This window comes from Terriglobus sp. TAA 43, assembly GCF_000800015.1.
Classification (GTDB): Bacteria; Acidobacteriota; Terriglobia; order Terriglobales; family Acidobacteriaceae; genus Terriglobus.
Map to the genome: position 1 here is coordinate 310026 of NZ_JUGR01000002.1, position 24008 is coordinate 334033.

Below are 24008 nucleotides of genomic sequence, written 5' to 3' on the forward strand. Positions count from 1 at the left end.
TCAGGATTCGATACGCCGGATGATGTCGCAATTCTTCGACGCCACCTCCGATGCGATCCTGTTCTTGAACCGCGACTTCGTCATCACCTTCATGAATCTCCGCGCCAAAGAGATTCTTGCGCCGCGCGGACACATTCTGGGCATAAGCCTGTGGGAGGCTTTCCCCTCTGCAGCCGTTCCCGATTCGCCTTACTGGGTCAACTACCATCGGTCCATGAACGAAGGCGTGGCCACGCGCTTTGAGGCCTTCTACGGCGACCCGCTCAACCTGTGGTTCGATGTCCACGCACTTCCCTCAGACGACGGCGTCATCCTCTTCTTCCGCGACGTCACCCGCGGCCGCGCCAACCGTGAAGCCCTGGAGCTCAAGTCGCGCGAGGTGGAACAACAGCTTGCGGAGATTGCATCGCTCTATCGCACCGCACCCATCGGCCTGGCGCTCTTTGATCTCGATGACTACCACTACGTCCGCCTGAATGATCGGCAGGCAGCTTTCTTCGGCCTGAAGCCGGAAGAGATCGTTGGCCGCACGTTGACGGAGATGGCACCCATCGAAGGCTTACGCGAACTCTTCGACCAGGTCGCAGCCGGAACACCTGTCGTCAATTTTCCGCTGGAAGGCACAGTCGTGACAGACCCCGACAACTACCGTTACTGGACCGTCAGCTACTTCCCCGTGACCGGACAGGATGGAACCATCCAGGGCATTACCGCCGCTTCACTTGAAATCACCCAACAGAAAAAGGCCGAGCAGGCACTCATGGAGAGCGAAAAGCTCGCCGCCGTGGGTCGGCTGGCTGCCTCCATTGCGCACGAGATTAACAACCCACTGGAATCTGTCACCAACCTTCTCTATCTCGCACGGCACAGCACCCGCATCGAAGACGCGCAGGAATTCATACTGCAAGCAGAAACCGAGCTACAGAGAGTAGCGCACATCACCAGCCAGACCCTTCGCTTTCATAAGCAGGCCAGCAGCCCTCAGGAAATTTCAGGCAAAGCACTGATGGAGAGTGTCCGATCTGTCTTTCACGGCAAGCTGGTCAACGCGTCCGCCACAGTGAAGGAGCGTCATCAGGATGTCCCACCGGTACGTTGTTTCGAAGGTGAGATACGTCAGGTCATCAGCAACCTGGTGGGCAATGCACTCGATGCCATGCCTCCCGGTGGAGGCGACCTCCTGTTGCGCAGCCGTAAGGCCCACGATCCTCAAACAGGTGCCCCTATGCTGGTGTTGACCGTAGCGGACAACGGCAGCGGCATTCCCAAAGAGGTGCGGGAGAAAATCTTTCGCCCCTTCTACACCACCAAGGGAATCGTCGGCACTGGTTTGGGTCTGTGGATCAGCCAGGAAATCGTTGACCGTCACCACGGAAAACTGCGCGTCCGTAGCCGCGAAGGCAAGGGCACGGTCTTCACCATCGCGCTCCCCTACGACGCCGTCAATCGTTAAACAAACAGTTGAACCCAGTTCAAATCGCAACGGCACGGCGTTCGCCGTGCCTTTGTCGATACGAAGTCGTTGGGAAATACGGCTCAAATCTGGCGATCGTTCTCTGCTTCACCAAGCGTCACTTTCACATCCATCCTGCGTCGTCCGCGGAAGGCTGTGACAGTAACCACGTCGCCCGTCTTGTGCGAGTTCATCACGCTGGAAATGTCCTGAACGTTGGTGATCTCTTCACCATCGATGGCCACGATGAAATCGCCACCCAGCATCACCGGCGTATTCCCCAGAGCAGCGCGTTGTGTTCCGCCCTTCAGTCCCGCTCGTTCCGCAGCACCACCCGGCAGCACACGCTGAACCAGCACACCGTAATCCGCCGGCAGGCCAATCTGGTCGGCAAGATCGGGACCAATTTCCAGCGGTGAAATTGCCAGCGACGGACGACGCACATGCCCGTACTTTGAGAAGTCGTCCAGCACCGCACGCGCCGTATTGATCGGAATCGCAAAGCCGATGCCAGCACTTTGGTCGGCACCGTTGTTGCTGGCAATCATCGTATTGATGCCGATGACCTGCCCATGCGAGTTCATCAACGGACCACCGCTGTTACCCGGATTAATAGCCGCGTCCGTCTGGATCGCGTTGTCAATCGCATTGCCGTTCGGTCCGCGCACACTGCGGATAGCAGAGATGATGCCTCGCGTCATGGTGCCAGATAAGCCAAACGGATTGCCAATGGCAAACACCTTCTGCCCCACCTGCAGATTGCGCGAATCCGCAAGCTCCACCGGTTGCAGATTCGGCGCGTTGATCTGCAGCAACGCAAGGTCGTGAGCCTTATCTACGGTTACCACCTGCGCCTTGTACTTGTGCTTGTCTGCAAGCTGTACTTCCACGCGCTGATAATTCTCGCCAATCACGTGGTTGTTCGTCAGAATGTGTCCTTGCTTATCCAGGACGAACCCTGAGCCCTGTCCCTGCTGAGGCACCGCGCCATAGAAAAAGTCGATCGCAATGGTGGTGCTGGTGATATTCACCACGCTCGGAGTCACCCGCTTGTAGACGGCAATGTTGTTCTGCTCTTCCGAGTCATACGCAGGCTGTGCATTGGCCACGTTCAGGTCAAACGCGCCCAACGGGCCACTCAGGTGCTCCATGCGGCTACCGTTCATCGACGGAACATAGCGCTGCATCAGCGCAGCGACCGTGCCCGTGGGCCACAGATGCTGCGTCAGAAGATAAAAACCCACCAACAACAAAACAACCAACAGAACTCTACGCAACTTCATCCAGGCGCCCTCCGGAGCGCACCAAAGACAGGCCCTTACAGTGTATCCGCGCTGCTACTTCGCTTGCCCCGCGCGCTCCATCGACTCGGTCTTCAACTCTTCCCACAAGGTCTGCACTTCGTCACTAAGCTCTTGCAAAGAATCGTCATTTGCAATCACAAAGTCCGCCATCGCGGCCTTGCGTTCATCGTTCCACTGCGCTGCATTGCGACGTTCAAAATCCGCCGAAGCCGCTGCTTCATTCAACCCGGAAACACGCTGGATGTAGCGCCACCGTCGCTGTTCCTCAGGCGCAGTCACCACCACGATGCGATCAAAACGTGTACGCCATGGGGCAGAATCATCCGCGCTAGCAGCATGTTTTGTCTCAAACACCAGGGCCGACTCCACCACCGCCACCGCCAGCGGATCCTTCGCGGCAATCTCCGCCGCCCATCGCGCCTGCTGCGAAATCACAAGGGGATGAATGATGGCGTTCAGCTCCTCAACACGGCCTTCATCAAACGCAATTCGCGCCAGCGCCCCACGGTCCAGCGATCCATCCGCCTTCACCACGCCCGCACCGAACTGCTGCACAATCGGCGCAAACGCGGCACCGCCCTGCTGCATCAACGCGCGGCCCACCTCATCGGACTGAAAGAGATACGCGCCGCGCTCACGCAGCATGGCCGCAGCGGTACTCTTACCGCTACCCACTCCGCCCGTCAGCGCGACGCGCAACATCGTGTTTACTTCGCAGCCCGCCGCAGCTTCGCAGCCTTCACCGTGTTGTGCATCAGCATCGCAATCGTCAGCGCACCAACGCCACCCGGAACCGGGGTATAAGCCGACGAAACCGCAAACGCCTGCGGCGCGATATCACCCATCACCACCGAGCCGCGCTTCGCATAGGTCTCCATGCGCTTCGCATCATCGCCAAAGAAGCGGTTTACCTCTGCGGCATCGCTCACGCGGTTGATGCCCACGTCGATCAGAACTGCACCTGGCTTCACCATATCGGCGGTCACAAATCCCCCCCTGCCGATGGCAACCACCAGGATGTCCGCGCGACGCGTATGCTCCGCCAGGTTCTTCGTGCGTCCGTGGCAGATGGTCACAGTTGCATTCGCCGCTGTCAGCATCATCGCCACAGGCTTGCCCACAATGTCGCTACGGCCAATAACAACCGCCTCGGCTCCTTCTGTCGCAATACCGCTGCGCTTCAAAATCTCAATTACACCCGTCGGCGTGCAGGGAGTCAGGCAATCCTGTCCGGTGCTCAAACGGCCCACATTCACAGGGTGAAACCCATCCACATCCTTTTCGGGGGAGACGGCGTCCAGAACCTTCTTGGTATCCACATGCTTCGGCAGCGGCAACTGCACCAGGATGCCGTCGACGCTGTCATCCTCGTTCAATTCGCCAATCATCGCCAGCAGTTCTTCCGTGGTAATGGTCGGTTCCGGACGTATTTCCACGCTCCGAATGCCCAGTTCCTCGCAAGCCTTCACCTTATTGCGAACGTAAATGGCGGAGGCAGGATCTTCGCCAATCAGGATCACCGTCAATCCTGGCGTATATCCCAGCGCTTCCACCTGCGACTTCAACTCAGCTTTGATCTCCGCGGCAATGGCGGTTCCGTCCAGAATGCGTGTGCTCATGTCTATTTGAGGATACCGTGAACATGCATTGTGATGTGTTCGCACAAATTCGGCAAAATGACATCAGATCCCATAAGAATTTGTAGTAGGCGCAACCCCACAGCACACATGACGTCTAAACTTTCAAATTACCGGGAGAACCGGCGCGAAGGAGCATCTGGATGGAAATAGCCCCCAACGATGGCAAGTTCTCGCAGGACGACGTTGCCGACCTGCGCAGTGAACTGCTCAGTTCCGGTCTGGACAATTGGCAAGCAGCGGAACTGATCGCCAGCTTTCTCGCAGCACGCGGTTATGGCGTGTCTACGGAAGGTGCCCGTCACGTCGCCTGCCACTTGGACTCCACGCATCTTTCCCTGGAAAACATGCAGCGCGAGCTGGAAATGCTCGCACTTCCTATGTAGTTTTCGTTTTTTGAGGAATCCAGCCTCTACTCGTACTTGAGCATTTCCACCGGATCCAGCGCCGCCGCCCGATTCGCCGGCAGCGTTCCGAAAATTACGCCAACCAGCACGCTGGTCAACAGCGCCACCACGGCCGACAATCCGGACATTGGGATATGCACCGGTGTCAGTAGGTTCACCGTGATTGGAAGCGCAAGCCCTAACAGCGTACCCACCACACCACCGCTCAGCGACAGAAAAACCGCCTCGGTCAGGAACTGCAGACGGATCTCGCGCCGCGTTGCGCCAAGCGCCTTGCGGATACCAATCTCGCGATAACGCGCCGTCACATTTGCCAGCATGCTGTTCATGATGCCCACGCCCGAAACAACCAGCGTGATGAACGCAGCCGCTGTCAGCACGTAGGTCAACGAGTCAGCGACCTTTTTCATAGTGTCCAGAATGGCCACCATCGTAAACGCGGTGTATTTGCTGCCCTTACGATGCCTCGACTGGATCAGGTCCAGAATTCTGGTCGCGCCACGAGGCACGTCGGCAGGGTCCTTCATCGTGAAGAAAATTTCCTTCACCGTGTCGGTTCCCGTCATGTAGCGTGCCACCGGATACGGCAGCAGCACCGTGTCATCGCTGATTTCAGACTGGCCGAAGGTATCCACGCGCTGCTTGAAAACGCCAACAATCGTGATGGGGATGCCACTCAGGTTCAGGACCTTGCCCACAGCCGCATCATCTGAGCCGAAGAGGGTCTTCGCCAGGGGCTCCACGATCATGCCAACCTTCTCATGCGCGATGGTGTCCTGATCGTCAAAGAAGCGGCCGCTCAACACGCCGAGATTGCGCACATCCTTATAGCGCGGCGAAACGCCCAGCAGCATCACATCGCGGGTCTTGCCTTCGCCAATCGAAATTGGTGCATGCACTTCCAGCATGGGCGAGCTCTGTGCAATACCGGGCACCTGCGACAGCACTGCCGCCTCGTCTTCCTTGGTCATGTAGTCCGGGGTGGATGCACCATCCGCGCCCACCGTAGCGCCGCCGTTGTACTGCATCTCCACCATGTTCGGGCCGATACTGGACAACGTATCCAGCGCGTATTGCCGGCCCGTCATACCGACCGTCACTACCAGCACAATCGAAGCCGATCCGATGATCATGCCCAGCATGGTAAGCAGAAAACGCACCTTACTGGCGCGGAAGCTGTCCAGGGCAAGGTGCATGGTCTCGCGGAACACCAGCGTACTCTTCGCGGAACGAAGAGTGCTCTCGAACGACTTCTGGCGGACAGCTACCGGCATACTTTCATGCTACTCCCGAACATTGGACGCATGAGCCACAAAACACGATGCAGACCGACGTTCCTGCTACGATTGGAGTAGGAACAACCCCACCCGCGGAGAGGTGTGTGAGTGGTTGAAACAGGCTGTCTTGAAAACAGCTTTCGGTGAAAGCCGAACGGGGGTTCGAATCCCTCCCTCTCCGCCATCAACCCGTCCAAGGTTGTCCGTACAAGTCCGACACCGTCGCTCGACTATTCAAAAATCCCTAATAAATCCTTAACAACTCTTCGCTGACGTTCGCGTTCTTCCGTTGACATCCTGCCTCAGATGGGTGTAGATGTGGGGGTATCGGATTTTGAGAACGGGGGTATCTATCCCGTTGGCCGTCTATGAAGCTCACAGACACGCGCATCAGGAACGTAAAGCTTCCGTCGAAGAACACCCGTCTTGCGGACGGCGGTGGCCTCTATCTCCTCGTGACTCCTGCCGGGGGCAAGCTCTGGCGCTGGAAATATCGCTTTGAGGGCAAAGAAAAGCTGATGAGCTTCGGAGGCTACCCCGAGGTGTCTCTCGCTGCTGCCAGGGAGAAGCACAGCGCGGCTCGGAAGTTGTTAAAAGATGGCACCGATCCGATGGCTCAACGCAAAGCCGTTCGTGTGGCTGAGATCGCCGCCGAGAAGCACGCCTTCCAGAAAATCGCAGAGCAGTGGCACAAGCATTGGAAGGTCGGAAAGAGCGAACGTCACGCAGATGCGGTACTGCGTCGGCTGCAGGCTGATGTCTTCCCTGCTATCGGGGCCAAGGCAATTTCTGCGATCGAAGCACCGACGATTGTTGCGATGGTCAAAGCTATTGAAGAGCGTGGCGCACACGATATCGCCAAGCGTGCTCTAGAAACGACGGGCCAGGTCTTCCGATATGCCATTGCGCATGGTTACGTTACTCGCAACCCATCCGCTGATTTCAAGCCTGCTGACGTTCTGAAGTCCGTTCAGAAGACCAACTATGCGCGGATCGACGCGAAAGAGCTTCCTGCCCTACTGCGCGCTGTGGAGCTATATCAGGGGACGCCAGTTACCCGTTTAGCGATCAAGTTGCTTGCTCACACCTTCGTACGCACCGGCGAATTGATCGGTGCTTGTTGGAGTGAGATTGATTTCGAGGAAAAGCGCTGGAACATTCCGGCAGAGCGCATGAAGATGCGGACGCCGCATATCATTCCGCTCTCGACTCAAGCGATCGAGATTCTTGAACTGCTTAAGAACTTGACCGGTGATGGCACTCTTCTCTTTCCTGGAGACCGTAGCCCTAAGAAGTCGATGTCGAACGGCACGATTCTTGTTGCGTTGAAGAGGATGGGATACCAGGGCGTTATGACTGGACACGGTTTCCGTGGACTCGCCTCAACCGTCCTCCATGAGCAGGGTTTCGAACATGCACACATTGAACTTCAGCTTGCGCATTCGCCGCGGAACGCTGTCAGCGCCGCGTATAACCATGCGCTCTACCTTTCACCACGCGCCAAGATGATGCAGTGGTGGAGCAACTACCTCGAAGCACAGCAGCGCGGCAAAGTGCTGAAGATGCGAACAGAGGTGGCCTGAACGATCCTGCGGGGCTGGTCCCCGTAAAACACAACCGCCCCCGGAGAGTGCTCTAACACTCGCCGGAGGCTAACCAAAATTCCTCGCTGGAGAAATCAAATGGCTTCCACTAGTGTAGTCCCCGCGGCCCTGCGTCCCGAAACACGGCCTTTCCCATTCAGCCTGCACACCGCTGGCGCTTCCTCATCGGAGGATCATCGTGTCGGCATGGTTACGCTGCATCCCGAGATGCCTTTCTCAGAAGCTGCAGACATTTTCTTAGACAACGTCGCGGCTATTCGAACGAGACAGCGGGTAGCGCGTTTCATACGAGAGAACACGCTGCGCAGCTACCGGCAGTACCTTACCAGCCTCTCCCTGTTCTTTGGCGATACGAGACTCAATAGGATCACCCCTCCCATGATCCGAAAATTCCAAGAGTATCGGGTCGCAGGAATTGGATGTTTCATGCGTCCTCGCCGCCCTAAAGCGCCGATCAAAGAATGTCCCGCCGGACCGAAGAAGGTAAATCAGGAGATCTGTTTGTTGAGGCGCATTCTCGCCAAGGCTGGCTGCTGGCAAGAGATCGACGACGCATACTACGCACCTTTGCTGGAAGAGCACGAGGACGAAATACAACGCGCTCTCACTCGTCAGGAGCAAGAACATTGGTTGGCCGTAGCCGCTAGCTCTCCCCGCTGGCAGCTTGTCTATTGGTATTCGCTTCTCGCTTTCGGGACCACGATGAGTTCGAACGAACTGCGCCTATTGAGGCTCGCAGATATAAACCTCGAACACCAGACGATCACCGTCTCGCGTGTGGCAGCGAAATGCAAGGGACGACAGCGCATCATCTCCTTGGTCACTGCCCAGGAACTATGGTCCGCGGAATGTCTCTTGGAACGGGCACGTCGTTGCGGGGCAGCTAATCCCTTGGACTATGTATTTCCAATGCGTCACCGGGGTCCGAACGCGGCATGGGATCCCACAAAGCCGATGACCAATTCCGGGTTTAAGAAACAGTGGGAAGAGGTGCGTGAAGCGACGGGATTGAAGCGCTTCCGGATCTACGACACGCGCCATACCGGAGGAACTAGGCTCGCAGAAGCGGGCGTGAACATCTCTGTCATCAGAGCCCGAATGGGACATCTGTCGCAGGAGATGCATGAGCACTACTGCCGCATCGCGGAGCCCATCCAAAGACAACAACTGCAGGACGCTTACGCATGGCAGAAGCGGCAAGCTGGCGGAACAGATCACACTCTCCACCCACCATTCTCTGAATATGGACTGGACATTCTGCGACATTGATCCGCAGGAGAGGACCACTCGCTCTCGCCTGGTTCTACAGGCATGCGTGCTAACGCCATCGTGGCCGGACGAGTGCACTATCACTCGTCGTGTGCCGCCAGCCGAAACCAAATGGTGAAATTAAATGACTACCGTTCGTGTAGATATTAACGACCTGTGCGCGGAAACCCTTCACGTGCCTGCCGACATGCTTGATCCGAGTGCCCTTCGTGGCCGCGCCTTTGCTGAGGCCGCGGCCCTTTGGCTTGAGTCACGCCGTGGGCGTGTCAGAAGTCGCACCTTCTATGGATTCACAGCACAGATTAGAGCGCTCAACCGCTACTTCGGCGAAATGGACGACCTAGAGAAGATTCATCTGGGCCATGTCGCTCTTTATCAGCGCCTGCGAGCAAAGAATTGCTGCATCCATGGCCATCCCGAGGCAAAGGGGTGCAAGGAAGGATGCGAGAAGGGTCTTTGGACGAAGCCGAGTGGGCATAGCATCATCAACCATGAACTGAGTGTGCTGCAGATGATCCTACGGCGTGCGGGTCTTTGGAATAAGTTCTCTGACCATTACGAGCGCATTCCTGCAGATCAATGGCAACCGCCCAAGGTGATGACTTCAGAACAAGAGGCACACTTCTACGCGGTCGCTGCCAGCAAACCCGACTGGGAATTGGCGGGGCTAGTGGCGATGCTTACGGCGAATACCACTGCTAGCGGCACGGAATTGCGAAATCTGCAGCACAAGCATGTCATGCTCAATGCGAATCCGCCAGCAGTTCGCATTCCATTGGGCAAAAACCGCTATCGCCTTCGCGTCATTCCCCTCAACGACACGGCGGTCTTCGCACTCAAGAAAATTCTTGATAGAGCCGAAGCCTTAGGTTCCACGGGACCAGACGATTTCATCTTCCCGTACCGAGTAGCCACACACCTCTACGATCCCAAACGCCCTACTTCGTCTTCGTGGCTTCGGCGCACCTGGTACGAGCTGAGGGAAGCTGCCGACGTACCTTGGCTGACCCCTCATTGCCTTCGTCACCAAGCGATCACAATGATGGCCGAGCAAGGAGTGCCTTCTGAGGTGATCCGCTCCGTTGCCGGACATGTTTCCGAACAGATGATGCGGCATTACACGCATTGCCGCCTGGAAGTCACGCACAAGTATCTCTCTGCGGTCGACGGCGGAAACCATATGGCGCCCGTCTATGAAGAGCGCGCTGCCGCCCGCAAAGCGAAAGCACAGCCTGCGGCGACGTCTCCTCTCAAATCCGCCATTCCAATCGCTCCTGTCGTGGTGCCGCCTCAGAAGCTGGTCACTCCTGCCGTGCCGGTGCAAACCGTTCAAGCTGTCCGCACAGCATGGGGCTTCACGGCCAGCACTCGATAACGAAACGACAACAAAGAGACGAAAGAGATTGAGGAATGGAAATGCAGACTGTATCCGCCCACAACACGCGCACAACCTGCCTTGAACAGAAGCTGCCGCATCGTTTGGAGAGCGTTGCCACACGGCAATGGATTCGTTCAAGCGCAACTATGGTCATCCGAGAGATCGATCGCAACCAGATGGTGTTTCTCCGCAGCGGTATGTTGGCCGTCTTCTCTGGAGAAAATGCCGAACACTTCCTTTGCATCGCAGGCCCTGGGGACGTTGTGGGGCTTTCGTCCTTGCTGCACAACCTGCCCTGCAAACTCACAGCATTGGCCTTCGATGAAACAGACGCTGCAATCATCGATGAACATGACCTCATGCAGGCTGTTGGTGATTGTGACAAGACACGCGAGTGGCTGCTACGCGCCACCACGCAGGAATGCAACGCCTCAGTGACCAGCAAGATGCGCTTGGCCGATTCGGAGGGGCCATTTCAACGCGTGGCCAACGTACTGTTGGAATGCGCACGCAAGGCGTCTGTAGGCCACACCGACCATCACTTGCAGTTCCGCCTTCCTGCCAATGCGGTTGCTGGCCTGGCTGCCTGCACCGCACTCCCGTATGAGATCACACGGCGCAAGCTGTGGGCTCTCTCGAAAGAGGGGCTGATCCGCCTGGATGGGGTCTATGGGAAACAGACGGTGACGGTTCTGAATGAGGCCCAACTTAATAACCGGCAGATCAAGCGGGACCGCTATGTGCGAAAGCTGGACGGAAGTGTACCGAACGCATTCGCGGAAAGACGCATTGCGATTTCGGTGTGATGGTGAAGGCAAATGAGCAGCCGACTAAAGATTTATTCATGGTCGGCTGCATTTTCCCCATTTGCCCTTACACTCGGTACGAAGTGAAAGGACAAACTGCAAATGGCAGATGACTTCCAACCACAACGCGTTCAGATCGAAGTCGTCCCCGCCAAGCCCGGCGGCCCTAAATCCCTTTCCGAGCACCCGCTGGTCATCACTCTAGCCAGTTTCGTTCTGACTGGCCTTATCGGATCATTCATCAGCTACCAGATCCAGAGCCGGAATGCTGAGGCCGACCGATTCGCCAAGGATTACCAAGCATCCACCACATCCATCGCGTCGTTCTCGGATGCAATCTACGTCCGATATGTACGAGCCAACTTCCTGATTTCTGCGCTCAAGCGACATGCCCCAGTTGATGAAGTATTGAGCAGAAAAAAGCTTTACGACGAGTCTGTAGTTGCCCAAGAAGGCACTCTGCTGGGAAAAGAACTACTCATACGTGAGGCTCTTCAGCAGCCACAATATTCTTCATTCGAAACCCTATACGACAGCAGAGCGAGTCCACGGTTTCATTCTCTCGACAGGCTGATTACTGCCGCTTCTGACAGCTATGTCACCAACCCAAAAGCGGCGATTGAATTTTCACAGATCGACCAGACATATACAGATACTCGGAACTGTAGTTACGCACTGATCAATCTGGTTTTTCTCGATGTGAGCACTAAGCAGTATCTCGGCAAAGGGGATAAAGCCATAGGTTCAGGCGTAGAAGCGCGTCAAGATTTCGACGCACAGTGCCCGGCGATGTGACTCGCTCCGTGCCGCCAGATGATGCGGCCCGCGCTGAATACACGACGATGACGGTGCGAGCTGATCACCTAGATTCGCTAAAAGGAGGCCATATCTCACCTCAACTAACGGATCGTTGAGCCTCGGCAAAAATGGCCGCCCGATTATTGGGGGCCGATTGGCGAAGCACCCATTTGCTGGAAATGGGAGAGTGGTCAATCTTTCCTTTATCTATGCTTGTGTTTACGTGTGCAACTATTTGTTGCACGATCTTCTTATCCCTGTGCCATGCTTCATTTGCAGCAATACGCTTTCCGAATTTTGCCGCGATAGCTTGGCATACCGCTTGCCGCTTTTGACTTCTCTGGGCCTTCGTCGTCTCCACAGAATCCTCATCGCGAAAACGCGAATAGCATTCACCGCAGCGCGTCCCTCGCTTATGCACATAGCGCCGATTCGGGAGAAGGAAGTAGATTCCACACCCAAGGCAGTGGGCAACCCGAAACCGCAGATCGCTAACCATCAGGAAAAATAGAAGACGCTTTGCGATCTCATCGCTCGTGGGCGGAATTTCCTTCATCGGGGCATGCGTTCCCCAAAGCGACAATTCGAGCCCGTTACCAGGCATCCACAATTGTGTCTCGCTGGAGATGCTGAGAACTTGCTTCCAAAGACTGCCGACGGTACGAGTGGACCATGTGCGCGAGTGTGGGTCTTCGACACCGTTTGCGTCTCTCCCGGTGGCAATCCATTCATCGACAGCAACGCGCAACGAATCTCGCCCCGTGTTGCCGGGCTTCACCTGACCACCGCCAATGAGTTCTTGAAGTAGCTCGAGGTTGTTCTTGGGCGGATGATACCCCGTAAACGCATCAGGGCCGTTAAGAAAATCGAGCAATTCGTACTCGTCTTCGGCTGTTGTTTCGAGATGGAGGGGTAGGCTTATCGACCGCATTGATATCTGATAGCAGATGTTTGCTGTCTATTGCAACATTTATTTCAAAATCGCTCCGCGGCATGAATTATTTCTGTTAGCAGAACAATCCAAACAGGAGATATCAACTATGCGCGATGCGACTGGGACAGGACCAAAGCGAGCATTAAGGCTGCGTTCATTCGCTGAGGCGATGGACATTTCCGAATCACTGGCACGTCAATGGATGCGTGAAGGAAAGATTGAGACCTTCCGTATTGGCAAGTTCATCATGGTTCCGGCGACGGAAATTGATCGACTGATGACGGCGGCGTAGGAGATGCACATGGAGACACGCATTCTGCGCCTACCTGAAGTTCTCAAGCGAACCGGCCTGGGCAAAACCGCTGTGTATGAAGCGATGAGCCGGGGAGATTTCCCGAAGAGTATTGCGCTTCTGGGTGGTCGCTCAAAGGGCTGGGTTGAGGGAGAGATCGAAGCGTTCTTGCAGAGCCAGATCGCCGCCAGCCGCGCGGCATAAGAAAAGCCGCCTTAGCGGGGCGGCTCATCAGGAGACTGTTTTGGGTAACTCAAATTTAGCAGCACCAGGCGCGACGGCGCTACAGGAATCCGCACACATAGAGCCGGTTTACGTCCTGAAGTGCGGGAAATACTACGTCGGCAACAATGTCACTTCTCGCGTATCAACGGCAGAACATGCCAAGCGGTTCAGCGAGGATGAGGCAAACGAAGCACTGCAAAGACTACAGCGTTCGAGCTCCCTCTATCCGCTCCCCTATGAAGCAATCGAGATTAGAAGGGGTGTTCGATGAGCGAGCCTCGGCGAATCACTTGGGAGATGGATCAGAACTTCGCAGATGCCTTGGCGCTGGTCTTGTATCGCGATGTCATGGTGCAAAGCATGGTGGTGCCGGGATGTAGCGGAGCCGAGCGCTCGCACTGCTTCCTGAATGATCTACGTGCACAAATTGTCTTGCAGGGCGGAGATGATCCTTTCCCCGCGATGCCATTTGTTCCCTGCTTTCCCGCAACACAAGTACCCACATGGCCAGATCCGCGAATCTTGCGCGCGGAGGAAAGGCCAGCAGCATGAGTTGGAGAGCAGTGCGGTGGGCCTGTGGGATTGGCGAGCTTCCAGCAAACGAAAAGAATGTCGTCGTCCAACTTGGTTGGCGTCACAACGGCGAAACGGGCCAGTGCAATCCGTCGCTGGAGACGATTTCTGCCGACACCGGGCTGAGTCGGAGTTCCGTTTGCCGGGCGTTGACGGCGCTGGCCGGACGAGGCCTTGTAAAGCGCACGCACACGCGGAGCATGGGGGACCAGGGATTACAACTGCACACCCACTACACCCTAGCGTTTTCCGCTGTGTCGCAGAGAGATAGCGATAATTCCGCAGTGTCAGACAGAGACAGCGAATTTTCCGCCGTCTCACAGGGAGACTCACGCTGTGTCACACAGACACTCACGCTATCTCAGGGTGACACGGTAACAAGAAAGAAGAACAAGAAAGAAGAACAAGAAGGCGCTACGCGTAAACGCACCCAAAAGCGTCGTGTAGAGATTTCTGCAAACTCCGATGAGCTAGAGCTTCCGCAATGGCTTCCTCGCGATCTATGGATCGCCTTTCACCAGATGCGAGTCGCGAAGAAGAAGCCCATGACCGCATATGCGGCAGGGCTGATTCTCGACAGTCTCCAAAAGTGCTACGCGGCGGGCAACGATGCGATTTGGGCTCTACGGGAATCAGTGAAAAACAACTGGACTGACGTATACCCGGCCAAGGCGCCAAAGCGGGCGATGACATTCATTCCTGAAAGCGATGAAGACAGCGAAGCGTGGCTGAGGGGGATGGTGCAATGAGCATTACACCCGAACAGATCGAAACGTACTTCCTGCAACGCCTGGACCCATACGCCATCCGGCACAGCAAAGGCACCGAGTACCGCAGCCGTTGCCCGTTCCATGGCGGCAACAACGGCTCTGCGCTTGCCGTTGACTTGGAAGACGGCAAATATTTCTGTTTTGCCTGTAACGCCAAAGGAAAAGGCCCCATAACGTTCGAGCAATCGATGAGCGAAGCTGAGGGCGGCGCAAATCTACCGTTCGAGATTGCACGCGAAAAGGTGGAGCAGATCATCGGGACGCCGTTCGTTAAGCGGGTTTATCAAGAACCCCTCGCGCAGGGCAAGAAAAAGGGATGGAACCGGAAGCAGGCACGGGATCGGTATGTATACACCGACGAGGTTGGCAAAGAACTACTGTCGGTATGGCGCTTCGTGGATCGCGACGGAAACAAGGTTACTCCACCTGATTACCCGTGCGGTTGCTCCCCCGACAGCGAATGCGATAAATGCGAGCAGACGGATCTAGGGCGCAGGGTTTGGGGATCCAAGGGCGTGCGCCGCACACTGTACCGCCTGCCAGATGTCATGCAATCGCTCATCGTGTTCGTGGTCGAAGGCGAAAAGAACGTCAATGATCTATCCCGCGCGCTCGGGACGCACCTCAAGAAGGTGCGTGGCTTCACGCTGGGCGCGTTGACGGTAGACCGGATAGGGGTAACTACCAATCCGGGCGGAGCAATGGCCTGGAAGCGAGAATTCGGCTTCGGAAAGTATTTCCTCGGGAAGGTTGTCATCAAGCTCGGCGACAACGACGCGCAGGGGCGTAAGCACGATGAGGATGTGTGCGCTGATGTAGCGCAGTATGCCTCGAAGGTGTTTCGTCTCCCTCTGCCGGTTGGTGAAGGGGAAGACATTTCCGACTACCTAGAAACGCATACGGTCGAGCAATTCTTCGCGCACATGTTCAAGAACCTGCAGCCCTGGGATACACCAGAGCTTAAGACGATCCTTGTAAAGCACGACCTTGCACCGCGCACGCTGCTGGTGAAGCCCTCAGAGCTCGCACGTAATGACCATGAGGGCGGTGATTGGCTTGTGGATAGACTTATTCCCCGGAATGGTCGCGGCCTCGTCATCGCGCCACCAAAGACCGGCAAATCATTCTTCTTTCTAGACCTCGCACTAGCGCTTGGAACGAACGGGAAGGTGCTGAACCTGCCACCGCTCGGACGGCCCGTGCGTGTTGCGATTGTAAGCCGTGAAGACGGACCGCAGCTCGTGAGTGAACGTCTTCGGGCGCTCGCCAAGGGACGCGGACTGGAATGGTTCGATGTCGACCGCAATATCCGCGTAAACACTGTGGAGCAGTCGCAGACGTTCCGTATCGACAACGATCACGACCTCAAGGAAATGGCCGAATGGCTGAACGCCGAGCAGATTGAATTCTGCGTTCTGGATGTGCTGAACAGGCTGCACAGCGGCGAAGAGAACTCAGCGAACGACATGACGAAAGTGATGAGCAAGTTTGACGAACTCTCTCGTCTATCTGGGGCGCACATATGCGTTATCCACCACACGAACAAAGGCGGCGGCGCGCGAGGATCTTCCTCTATCGAAGGCTGGGCGGATTACATCTTCCGAATCGAGTCAGACGCTCAGGAAGAAACGCTAAAGACGCTGTACGTACGAACAAAAGCCAGCAGCAATCCGCAGCCCAGGCACATGAAGTATTGGCAGTCACCAGACCTTAAGCAATCGGGCATTTCCATGGTGAGGGCGACAGCATGAACACTCGTTTCTATGAATGGGCTGCAGAGCGGTGTTTGATTTCAACCCGCGTGGCTTCCAGCGCGAAGCACCTCTGGTTCGCCTTCACACATGAACATAGCGGATACGCTGAAGAAGACTTCGCCAAGTGGCTTGAGGGTGAGTTTTCCATTCATTGCGGCCTCACTGCGGGGATATGCCTTACGGCAGACGCGGACGCCTATAGACAGGCATACAGTGCAGCCGATGATACCGCCAAGGCCTTAGCGCGGCGGGTGAAAGTTAATTTCCTCGACAGGAGAGCCGCGTGATTGGCCTTCGAATTGGCAGAGTGATAGAGAGCGCGCGGCAGAAGCGCGAAATGCAAGTTTGTGATCTTGCCAAAGCCAGCGGCCTGCATCGCAACAGCATTCGCCGGTTCGAATCGGGTGAGCGGATCCCCGGCCTTGATGACTTGGAGCGCATCTCGAAGGCATTGGATGTGAGCCTCTGGCGAATGATCTTTCGCGCGCAACCGGAGGCACGCACCCAAACGGGTGCAAATCATTGAATCAAAATGCCCCACGTGAAACGGTACTTGCATACCGCATGCGGCGAAGTAAGGCCCATTGCGGTGGCTGGAGAGGAAGCATAAATGCAAATCGCTGAAGCGAGTTTTCCTGAAAATCTCGTGACGACCGAAACAGTGGCACGAATGTTAGGCAAGAGCGCTCGCACGATTCGGCAATGGGCTGCGGAGGGGGTTTTACCCGCAGTGTCTATGCCGTGCACGAGGGGATATCGCTACAGGCCTTCGGAGATCGATCAATTCGTAAGCGCCTACAGCGTCGGCCCGCTGGCATCGGAGAGGGGATAAGGGTATGGCAACTTTTCCGCTTCCGGCTCTGAGTGTGAGTCCTCCGCAGCAGCAGCAAGATCCGCTTGAGCGGTACGGTCGCCTGCTGCAGTTGAAGAACCTGCTGCAGAACGCGCCGCTTCAGCAGCAGGCTTTGCAGCAGCAGGTTGAAGGTGGGCAGTTGCAACTCAACCAGCAGAGGCAACAGATGCAGGACCAGCAAACGCTGCGTTCCCTTTCACCGAAATTCATCGTGAAAGACGAAAGCGGCAAGGTCGGTTATGACTTCGACGGATACCTCAATGCGGCGGCATCCTCTGGTGTGAGGCCTGAGACTGTGGCGGCTCTGCAGAAGAGTTTTAACGAAGGGGCGTTGACTGCAGCGAATGTAAAAAAAACGGGCTTGGAAAATGCGAAGCTCGATATCGAAAACCACACGAATCTTAACAACGAGGCATTCAGTCATCTCGAAGGCTTGCGTGCCTCGCAGAACCCGGAGCAGCGTCAGCAACTTTGGGATTCCGCACTTCAGTGGGCAAGTAAGAATGCGAAAGCGCTTGGCATTGATCCATCCAAACTCCCGCAGCAGGCCCCGGACGATAACTACCTCGGTGTGATCGAGGCATCGCTTGGAATGCATTCGCAGCTAATATCCGATGCGCTCAAGAAATCGGAGACGCGCAAGAACGATTCACAGGCCGACCAAGCAGGAGCAACTGCCTCGGGCTCGCTGCTGAAGCAGTACGCTCCAGCATTGGCGCAGTCTTCTAGTGCCCAGGACTATGCGACCAAGTTGCAGGCCTTTGAAACCCTTCACCCTGACCTCGCAGGCCGCTTCCCGCGGCAGTTCGACCAGCGCAACCCGCAAGCCGTTCTCAACGTTGGTATGACCGCCAACGAATTGGCCGACTTTCAGCAAAAGGAGCGTCTCGCGAAATTCACCCAAGCGCAGGAGAATCACCGCGCGCAGTTGGGGCGTCAGACGACCTTCGAAAACTCGCGCATGCTTCACGGCATGAACCAGATCGATCAGTACACCGCGGACCCGCAACACGGCTACGGGCAGTTCGTCTCTCAGGCGGGCGCGGTCAAATCGGCAATTCAGCAGGCGAAGAACGGAAACCAACTCGCGGCCTCGCTCGAGCCCATGATGCTCGCGCTTGGCGTATCGAGCTTCGCGGGCGTGCATCGCATCAACGACGCTGAAATCAATCGTGCCGGTCCCGCAGTGGGTTCGGAGTTTCGCAAACTCGATAACCTGATTAACCGCATAGGCACCGGCAAGCCGTCTGATGCGCAGTTGCGCGAGGCTTCGAGCATCGTGGACAGCCTCATCTCCAACCGTCACAGCGCCTATCTGCAGGGTGTGCGTGCCGTTGCTGCAAATACCGGCCTCGACCCGGACAAGGTCACGGTGTTTGACCGCGACGGGAACATTACGCCGTTGGCGGCGGCGGTGGGTGGTGGTGCTGGAGGATCGGCACGCGGTGGCGGCGGCAATGCTAGTCCGCAGACACACACGTTCTCACTCTCTGCGTGGAAAGCGGCGAACCCTCGCGGTGATGCGAATGCAGCGAAGGCCGCAGCAGAAGCGCAGGGCTTCACGGTGGTCCAGTAAATGGCGACGACTCCGATCGATCTCTCTGCGGGCCTCGTCCCTAAGGCCAAGGCAGGCGGTGCTAGTGCAATCGACCTCTCTACGGGTTTGGTACCCAGCGACATTACCGCAAATCCGAACGGCGAGGGTACATATCGCCTCGTCAAGATTGGCGGCAAGGGAGGACCTGTTCAAATTCCGTACAGCAACGTGGAATCGGCTCGCCAGCAGGGCTATATGTGGCTTGCCGGTGGCGATCATGAGCGTTACGCGAAGGACTTCGAGGCCGCGAACAAACCGAACCTATGGGAGCGTGCGAACACTCCCGTCAACATCGGGAACCTGCGTGAAAGCATCGCCGAAGCAGAGCGCAATTCTTCCGGCCCGTACACGCTAGCGGACGCTCAATGGCGCAGCGATCACCCTCACATTGCGGCTCTGAAGACGTTTGTTAATGGCGTGGGGGCTGATGCTGCAAAAGCGTTCCTTACCCCTGTAGGTGTCGCTCTTGCAGCAACAGGAGGCATCGGCGAGGGAGCAGATGCGTTGCTCGCTGACGCGAAGGCGTCCGCACCTGTCTTAGGGAAATTGGCGACTACGGTGAAAGCGGCAGAACCCGCGATCAAGACGGCTAGTGCCGTCGCAAAGACTGCAACGGGCGCCGCAGGCGTCGGCTTTGCAGCGCATGGCGCGACAGACCTAATCGCAGACCCTCACCAGAACCCCGGTGAGAATGACAGCGATTATCTGCAGCGCATCGGCGGCGATCTTTCGGCGATTACAGGCGGCGCAACGGCGGGATTGAGGGGCAAGCGGGCAGCAACGGACACCGCGCCGAGAATTGGACTCATGGGCAAGACCCCTGAGGCGGCTTATGAACAAGCCTTGCGGCCATCGGTTTCGTATTCGCCGGATGAGCGTGCAGCGATGGCGCGAACAGGGCTCGATGAGGGAATCGTGGTCGGCAAGCCGGGGGTGACGCAACTCGAAGACCGCCTCAACAATCTCGGCATCCAGATTGAGCAGGCGATTAAGCCGGGAGTGCAGATTGACCCGAACAGAGCGGCTAGCTATGCCGACCAGACAAAGGCGCGCTTCGCCAACCAGGTAAACGCCGCCGGTGATCTCGCGGCTATCGATCGCGTCAAGCAGCAGTTTCTCGAAGAGCGTGGCGCACGTCCGGGCACACCTGCGGTTCAGCCGCAAGCTACGGGATTGTTCAACGCCAGCGGTCATCCCATCATGCGGCCAGGCACTCCCGCGCAGCCGGCGACCCCGGCCCCCTTGATGGATGCCACGCAAGCGCAGGCGATCAAAAGAGGCACCTACAGCGTGAACGCTGGCAAATACGGGCAATTGAGCAGCGCGGAGATTGAGGCGCAGAAAGCGATTGCGCGCGGACTAAAAGACGAGCTCGCGAATGCGTTCCCTGAATTGAAGGATCTCAACGGGGCGTCTGGTCGGCTGCTAGACCTGCAGGGCCCGCTAGAGCGGGCGGTTGCACAGCGAGGCAATAGAGGTTTGCTGCAAATTGGAACGGCGGCGACCACTGGAGTCGTTAAGGCGCTGGGCGGTAGTAACAAGATGGCGGTAGCAATCGGAGTTCTGAAGCAGGCACTTGAAGACCCGATGGTTAAATCCCGGCTGGCAATCGCAGTTAGTAAGGGTGGGAAGATTCCGCTTGCGTCTGCTCGCGCTCGCGTCGGAGCCTATCTATCATCGCTTGGTTATCTCGCTGAGGCCCACCATTCCGCTTCCACCGACGATACCGCCACCACTCAACTTGGTGAGCAGCCTTGATTACGATGGTTCCGAGAACAGACGCGACAACAGCGGTAAGGACGATTTCGACCAGCATTCCCAATCCGAACATTCGTCCCCCTTTGGAACGGTTTCACCACGATAAGTAACGGGGGCGGGTAGCGCAACGGAAATTCGCTCGAGAGGCCGTTGAGAACAACACTTGAGGAGATAGCACGGTGGCAGATTTCAACCCCTTAAACGTATTCGAAGTCCTGCCCCCAGGCGGTCAGCGCGTCACCCTCTCGCTAACCAATATTGGCGAATGTAAAGCCCTCGCGGTCATTTCGACCATGCCGAATCAGGAGCACATGTGGATTAAAATCTACAGCGCCGCAGAGGCGATATCGGACTTGTCCCGCCGTGGTCTGCTCACTGCTCAGAGCGAAACTGCTTTGAGACAGATGGCCCCTTTTTATGTCGGGCTGCCGAATATGGGTGTTGGCGAGGCATACACAGTCGATTCGTTCCTGCACGCTAAAGGGGCGATCCATGGTTTCCAGTACTGCAGCTGCCAGCGCCCTCTGTCGTAGGTCGAAAGGGTGAATATGGACGAACTGCGAAAAGGCGATGCGCTGGTGCTGGAAGCGGGCCCAGCCGTCTACGTGATTGAGAAGCGAGCTCGGTCGAGTGCGCCGTGGAATTTTCTGTGTGCATTCGGCGATCCGCACCTCGCTGCGCGATGGTTTCTGAAGCCTCGCAAGAAATCCGCCCAGTATCGCTGCAGGTGTTTGACCTTCGGTGAAGATGTGACCGCCCTGATCACAAAATCGACAGCAATTTCAGGCGTACTTGATATATCCACGAATCAAACCGAAATCAAACCAGCGACCGGACTCAATTAGCCCACATTCTGTGCCTTAGAGGAAACGAATGCTAGCGGCGAAAACAAGAAATCAAACGATAGTTTTTGCCAGCCGAGAGTGCCGTCAGAATACTGAGAGAAAATGCCCTGAAACGAATTATTTCCGTCCCTAAACACGCAGGCGTGTAGCGCTCGCGCGCGAGAGTAACACGCTATATGCAATTTCTAGAGTCCATAAAAGGAAATTGAATTTCGTGACCAGTACGCGCGTCGTGCATGTGTACGCGCGAGGTAGGTCCGGTCAGAACACCGTAGAAAACACCGGATGGCTTCCACTGAGAACAGCGGCAAAACAGCGAAGAATGTAAGGCGGTAGAGAACTGGAAGGCGCTCCACGACGAGTTTCTTTACTCCCTAAAGGCAAGCAAAAAAAGAACGCTCGATTTGAGCGCTCACTTTTTCAGCGTGCGGCGGCCTATGAGCAAAAGCGATAAAGATCTCCGTGCCTTAAATCAGCAGGGGAGTTTTCGGAGCAATACGCGCGCGAGGACGACTTCGGTGAGTTTTGTCAGTCCCTAAAGAGACCAATCCCGTACAACTTTGAGATTGTTGAATCGATGTGCGCAGATGGAAGATGCACATCCTGAATCCCAAGAAGTACAAGGGAACGCGGCGATTGCCATAATGCGAATGCCCAAGGCCAACTCAAAGACTTTGCTCGGCATAAATCCCAGCTTGGGCAAGCTGAAGACATCTCCGCTGATTGATTGCATAAAAGTCTTGTAACATTTCGCCTGCACGTAGCATGATAGAGCCGACATCCCCCTAAACCTCAACGAGGTGAGCTTTGATGGCAGAGCCGCGGGTAAAGAGAAATATTGCTTGGGATATCTTCAAAATTCAAGCGAACATCTCGATCACTGTTGGACTCTCGGTAGGGTTGGCCTATGCCCTGCTGACGGTATATCTACCGTTCACAACACCCTCGTTGCGGGCGCATCCCTGGTTTAATCTAGGCGTTCTAATGCTTATCGGCCTGGCTTCCGGAATGCTCGGATGGGGCATCGGGATATTTCTCTCCCCGATTGGGAGCCAAGTGAAGAGTGCCGCTGCCCTCGCCTCAGCTTTCGCATCGTTCTGGACGGGTGTAGTCGTCAGTCATATCGAGGTGATCACCCGATTTCTCGTGGGAGCCGCTAATAGAGAGACGGGGCAAGCCGCGAAGGTACGCCTCCTCTTCGCGGGGGGTGTTTTCTTAATGTCTCTCTTCATCACGATCAACTCGCGCTTTCCCGAACACACTGTTAACACAGCCAAGGGCACCTCGCAGAACCCGACGTCTCAATAGTGCCTATGGGCCGGTCCATCAAACTTGTCTGACTTAAGCGAGTTGCTAAACCAGCCTGCTAACACAATGGGATTGAGTGCCGCTGAGTAGCGATTTCTCCTCATGACCATTTACGGCGATTCGAGGTGTGAAATGACTCCGCAGATGCATGCTGCACTAATCGAGTTGATCGAACGCTCCCATGGCGACGGCATCTCCGAGGAGGAGTGGGCTCCTCTTTCGCTTGATAAATCTGATCGTAGAAAATCGCATTTCACTTCCCGCACAAGCACGTCGCTTTTATGAGTCATTACCACAAAGTGCGCGTGACCAAGTAGAACGTCGTAGTGAGCGGACATCAACGCAACAAGGTTAATGCCGGTGCCCACTAGGGAAATAATCAAGAGATTTGAGCAGCGGGGCGGTTCTCACTCTTTCAGGCGCGATCTACGTCCGTTTTTGCGCGCATGGTCCAAGACTCGGGTCATCTGCTCATGGTTCACCTCGTCGATGATATCCATGTCAAATACCGGGCGAAGAACGTTTTCGACGAAGCTTGTTTGGATAATGCCGACCTCCCGAAACTCACCAACGATGAGAGTGAAAGTCAGTCCCGGAATACTGAACGTGAAGTAGCTAGCGGTGGCTCCGTAGCGCGGATGCACACCATGACTCAGCTGGGTCATGTTTGAGCGATAGCGGATAAAGACCTGCAATGAGACGAAACGCGGAAACGTTCCCACGCCGAGCAGGAACCGTCGAAATTGATTCTCATATCGGTGCAGTGAGAAGGCCTTCTCACCGTGCTCTGCGTCGTACTGCGCTCTCCAGACCATTGACGCCGCGAAGTATTCGAGAGCTCCGTAGTTGATGGCGGTATTGTGGGCTGCATAGAAGGCGGCTGTGTCGCCAGCGAGCACGTCATGCTCGCATTGCCTGAGTAGATCTAGAAGCGGAAAGGATGTGTTGTTGTCCTGCAGGCACACTTGAGAAACCCATCGTTCACCCAGGCGACTAAATCGATTCTCGCAGTTGCCGCACAACAGGTATCGAGTGTCTTGTCGGGAGGTCTGAACCATGCCCAAACCCGAGATTTGTACAGGATTCTCATTATCCGCTCCTTGCTGGCGCAGACGTTTGTAGACGAACGCAGGTAAGCGCACGTGCGACCTTTGAAGTGGTCCTTC

Annotated in this window: 25 protein-coding genes and 1 tRNA gene; 20 read left to right on the plus strand and 6 right to left on the minus strand. The window is 56.2% G+C overall.

Annotation, left to right across the window (positions count from 1 at the left end):
• Positions 1-19 precede the first annotated feature (19 nt).
• Positions 20-1453, plus strand: coding sequence for a PAS domain-containing sensor histidine kinase (locus M504_RS15870; RefSeq protein ID WP_232296324.1), 1434 nt, complete (start codon positions 20-22; stop codon positions 1451-1453).
• A gap of 83 nt (positions 1454-1536) precedes the next feature.
• Here M504_RS15870 and M504_RS15875 read toward each other — a convergent pair whose 3' ends face one another.
• The 3 genes from M504_RS15875 to M504_RS15885 are packed head-to-tail and all read right to left on the minus strand — an operon-like array spanning position 1537 to position 4376.
• Complete coding sequence (locus tag M504_RS15875) at positions 1537-2736, minus strand: S1C family serine protease (RefSeq protein WP_047495630.1); 1200 nt, start codon at positions 2734-2736, stop codon at positions 1537-1539.
• A 54-nt stretch (positions 2737-2790) separates the two neighbouring features.
• Entirely contained in the window at positions 2791-3459 is a 669-nt protein-coding gene (coaE, locus tag M504_RS15880) for a dephospho-CoA kinase (RefSeq protein WP_047495633.1), read from the minus strand.
• Positions 3460-3464: 5 nt separating this feature from the next.
• Positions 3465-4376 carry a bifunctional 5,10-methylenetetrahydrofolate dehydrogenase/5,10-methenyltetrahydrofolate cyclohydrolase gene (locus tag M504_RS15885; protein WP_047495636.1) on the minus strand — a complete coding sequence of 304 codons (912 nt, stop codon included), beginning with the start codon at positions 4374-4376 and terminating at the stop codon, positions 3465-3467.
• A 161-nt stretch (positions 4377-4537) separates the two neighbouring features.
• On the opposite strand from M504_RS15885, the gene M504_RS15890 reads away from it, so the two are divergent.
• Positions 4538-4780 carry a hypothetical protein gene (locus tag M504_RS15890; RefSeq protein WP_047495639.1) on the plus strand — a complete coding sequence of 81 codons (243 nt, stop codon included), beginning with the start codon at positions 4538-4540 and terminating at the stop codon, positions 4778-4780.
• A gap of 26 nt (positions 4781-4806) precedes the next feature.
• On the opposite strand, the gene M504_RS15895 is transcribed toward M504_RS15890, so the two are convergent.
• Positions 4807-6075, minus strand: a complete 1269-nt coding sequence (locus tag M504_RS15895) for an ABC transporter permease (protein ID WP_047495642.1) — start codon at positions 6073-6075, stop codon at positions 4807-4809.
• A 97-nt stretch (positions 6076-6172) separates the two neighbouring features.
• Here M504_RS15895 and M504_RS15900 point away from each other — a divergent pair.
• The 6 genes from M504_RS15900 to M504_RS15925 all read left to right on the plus strand — a co-directional run bounded on the left by M504_RS15900 (position 6173) and on the right by M504_RS15925 (position 11930).
• A tRNA-Ser gene (locus tag M504_RS15900) sits at positions 6173-6262 on the plus strand.
• A gap of 184 nt (positions 6263-6446) precedes the next feature.
• On the plus strand, positions 6447-7661 hold the full coding sequence (locus M504_RS15905) for an integrase arm-type DNA-binding domain-containing protein (RefSeq protein WP_047495645.1): 1215 nt from the start codon (positions 6447-6449) through the stop codon (positions 7659-7661).
• Between the two features lie 525 nt (positions 7662-8186).
• Positions 8187-8951, plus strand: a complete 765-nt coding sequence (locus tag M504_RS22545) for a tyrosine-type recombinase/integrase (protein WP_232296325.1) — start codon at positions 8187-8189, stop codon at positions 8949-8951.
• Between the two features lie 124 nt (positions 8952-9075).
• The gene (locus M504_RS15915) at positions 9076-10326 is read left to right on the plus strand and encodes a site-specific integrase (RefSeq protein WP_047495651.1); all 1251 of its coding nucleotides are present in this window, start codon (positions 9076-9078) and stop codon (positions 10324-10326) included.
• 41 nt (positions 10327-10367) lie between these two features.
• On the plus strand, positions 10368-11135 hold the full coding sequence (locus M504_RS15920; RefSeq protein ID WP_198137657.1) for a Crp/Fnr family transcriptional regulator: 768 nt from the start codon (positions 10368-10370) through the stop codon (positions 11133-11135).
• A gap of 102 nt (positions 11136-11237) precedes the next feature.
• On the plus strand, positions 11238-11930 hold the full coding sequence (locus tag M504_RS15925) for a hypothetical protein (RefSeq protein WP_047495655.1): 693 nt from the start codon (positions 11238-11240) through the stop codon (positions 11928-11930).
• 100 nt (positions 11931-12030) lie between these two features.
• Here M504_RS15925 and M504_RS15930 read toward each other — a convergent pair whose 3' ends face one another.
• A complete protein-coding gene (locus M504_RS15930) occupies positions 12031-12807 on the minus strand; it encodes a hypothetical protein (protein WP_156993912.1) in 777 nt (258 codons plus the stop codon).
• A 229-nt stretch (positions 12808-13036) separates the two neighbouring features.
• On the opposite strand from M504_RS15930, the gene M504_RS15935 reads away from it, so the two are divergent.
• The 12 genes from M504_RS15935 to M504_RS15995 all read left to right on the plus strand — a co-directional run bounded on the left by M504_RS15935 (position 13037) and on the right by M504_RS15995 (position 22842).
• Positions 13037-13159 (plus strand): helix-turn-helix domain-containing protein, encoded by a 123-nt coding sequence (locus M504_RS15935; protein ID WP_232296326.1) that lies wholly within the window; start codon positions 13037-13039, stop codon positions 13157-13159.
• A gap of 9 nt (positions 13160-13168) precedes the next feature.
• Positions 13169-13363 (plus strand): AlpA family transcriptional regulator, encoded by a 195-nt coding sequence (locus M504_RS15940; protein WP_047496680.1) that lies wholly within the window; start codon positions 13169-13171, stop codon positions 13361-13363.
• Between the two features lie 569 nt (positions 13364-13932).
• Positions 13933-14706 (plus strand): helix-turn-helix domain-containing protein, encoded by a 774-nt coding sequence (locus tag M504_RS21495; protein WP_052200917.1) that lies wholly within the window; start codon positions 13933-13935, stop codon positions 14704-14706.
• The gene (locus tag M504_RS15955) at positions 14703-16478 is read left to right on the plus strand and encodes an AAA family ATPase (protein ID WP_047495665.1); all 1776 of its coding nucleotides are present in this window, start codon (positions 14703-14705) and stop codon (positions 16476-16478) included. Before M504_RS21495 ends, M504_RS15955 begins: the two co-directional genes overlap by 4 nt.
• A complete protein-coding gene (locus tag M504_RS15960; RefSeq protein ID WP_047495667.1) occupies positions 16475-16768 on the plus strand; it encodes a hypothetical protein in 294 nt (97 codons plus the stop codon). Before M504_RS15955 ends, M504_RS15960 begins: the two co-directional genes overlap by 4 nt.
• A 20-nt stretch (positions 16769-16788) precedes the next feature.
• Positions 16789-17007, plus strand: coding sequence for a multiprotein-bridging factor 1 family protein (locus tag M504_RS22770; protein WP_369792918.1), 219 nt, complete (start codon positions 16789-16791; stop codon positions 17005-17007).
• An 84-nt stretch (positions 17008-17091) separates the two neighbouring features.
• Complete coding sequence (locus M504_RS22775; RefSeq protein WP_047495673.1) at positions 17092-17313, plus strand: helix-turn-helix domain-containing protein; 222 nt, start codon at positions 17092-17094, stop codon at positions 17311-17313.
• Between the two features lie 4 nt (positions 17314-17317).
• Positions 17318-18910, plus strand: coding sequence for a hypothetical protein (locus M504_RS15975; protein WP_047495675.1), 1593 nt, complete (start codon positions 17318-17320; stop codon positions 18908-18910).
• On the plus strand, positions 18911-20689 hold the full coding sequence (locus M504_RS15980; RefSeq protein ID WP_047495678.1) for a hypothetical protein: 1779 nt from the start codon (positions 18911-18913) through the stop codon (positions 20687-20689). It abuts the gene before it with no gap.
• 179 nt (positions 20690-20868) lie between these two features.
• Positions 20869-21222, plus strand: a complete 354-nt coding sequence (locus tag M504_RS15985; RefSeq protein ID WP_047495682.1) for a hypothetical protein — start codon at positions 20869-20871, stop codon at positions 21220-21222.
• A gap of 15 nt (positions 21223-21237) precedes the next feature.
• Positions 21238-21534 (plus strand): hypothetical protein, encoded by a 297-nt coding sequence (locus tag M504_RS15990; protein WP_047495685.1) that lies wholly within the window; start codon positions 21238-21240, stop codon positions 21532-21534.
• Positions 21535-22344: 810 nt separating this feature from the next.
• On the plus strand, positions 22345-22842 hold the full coding sequence (locus M504_RS15995; RefSeq protein WP_047495688.1) for a hypothetical protein: 498 nt from the start codon (positions 22345-22347) through the stop codon (positions 22840-22842).
• Positions 22843-23249: 407 nt separating this feature from the next.
• On the opposite strand, the gene M504_RS16000 is transcribed toward M504_RS15995, so the two are convergent.
• On the minus strand, positions 23250-23984 hold the full coding sequence (locus M504_RS16000) for a hypothetical protein (RefSeq protein WP_047495691.1): 735 nt from the start codon (positions 23982-23984) through the stop codon (positions 23250-23252).
• Positions 23985-24008: the final 24 nt, after the last annotated feature.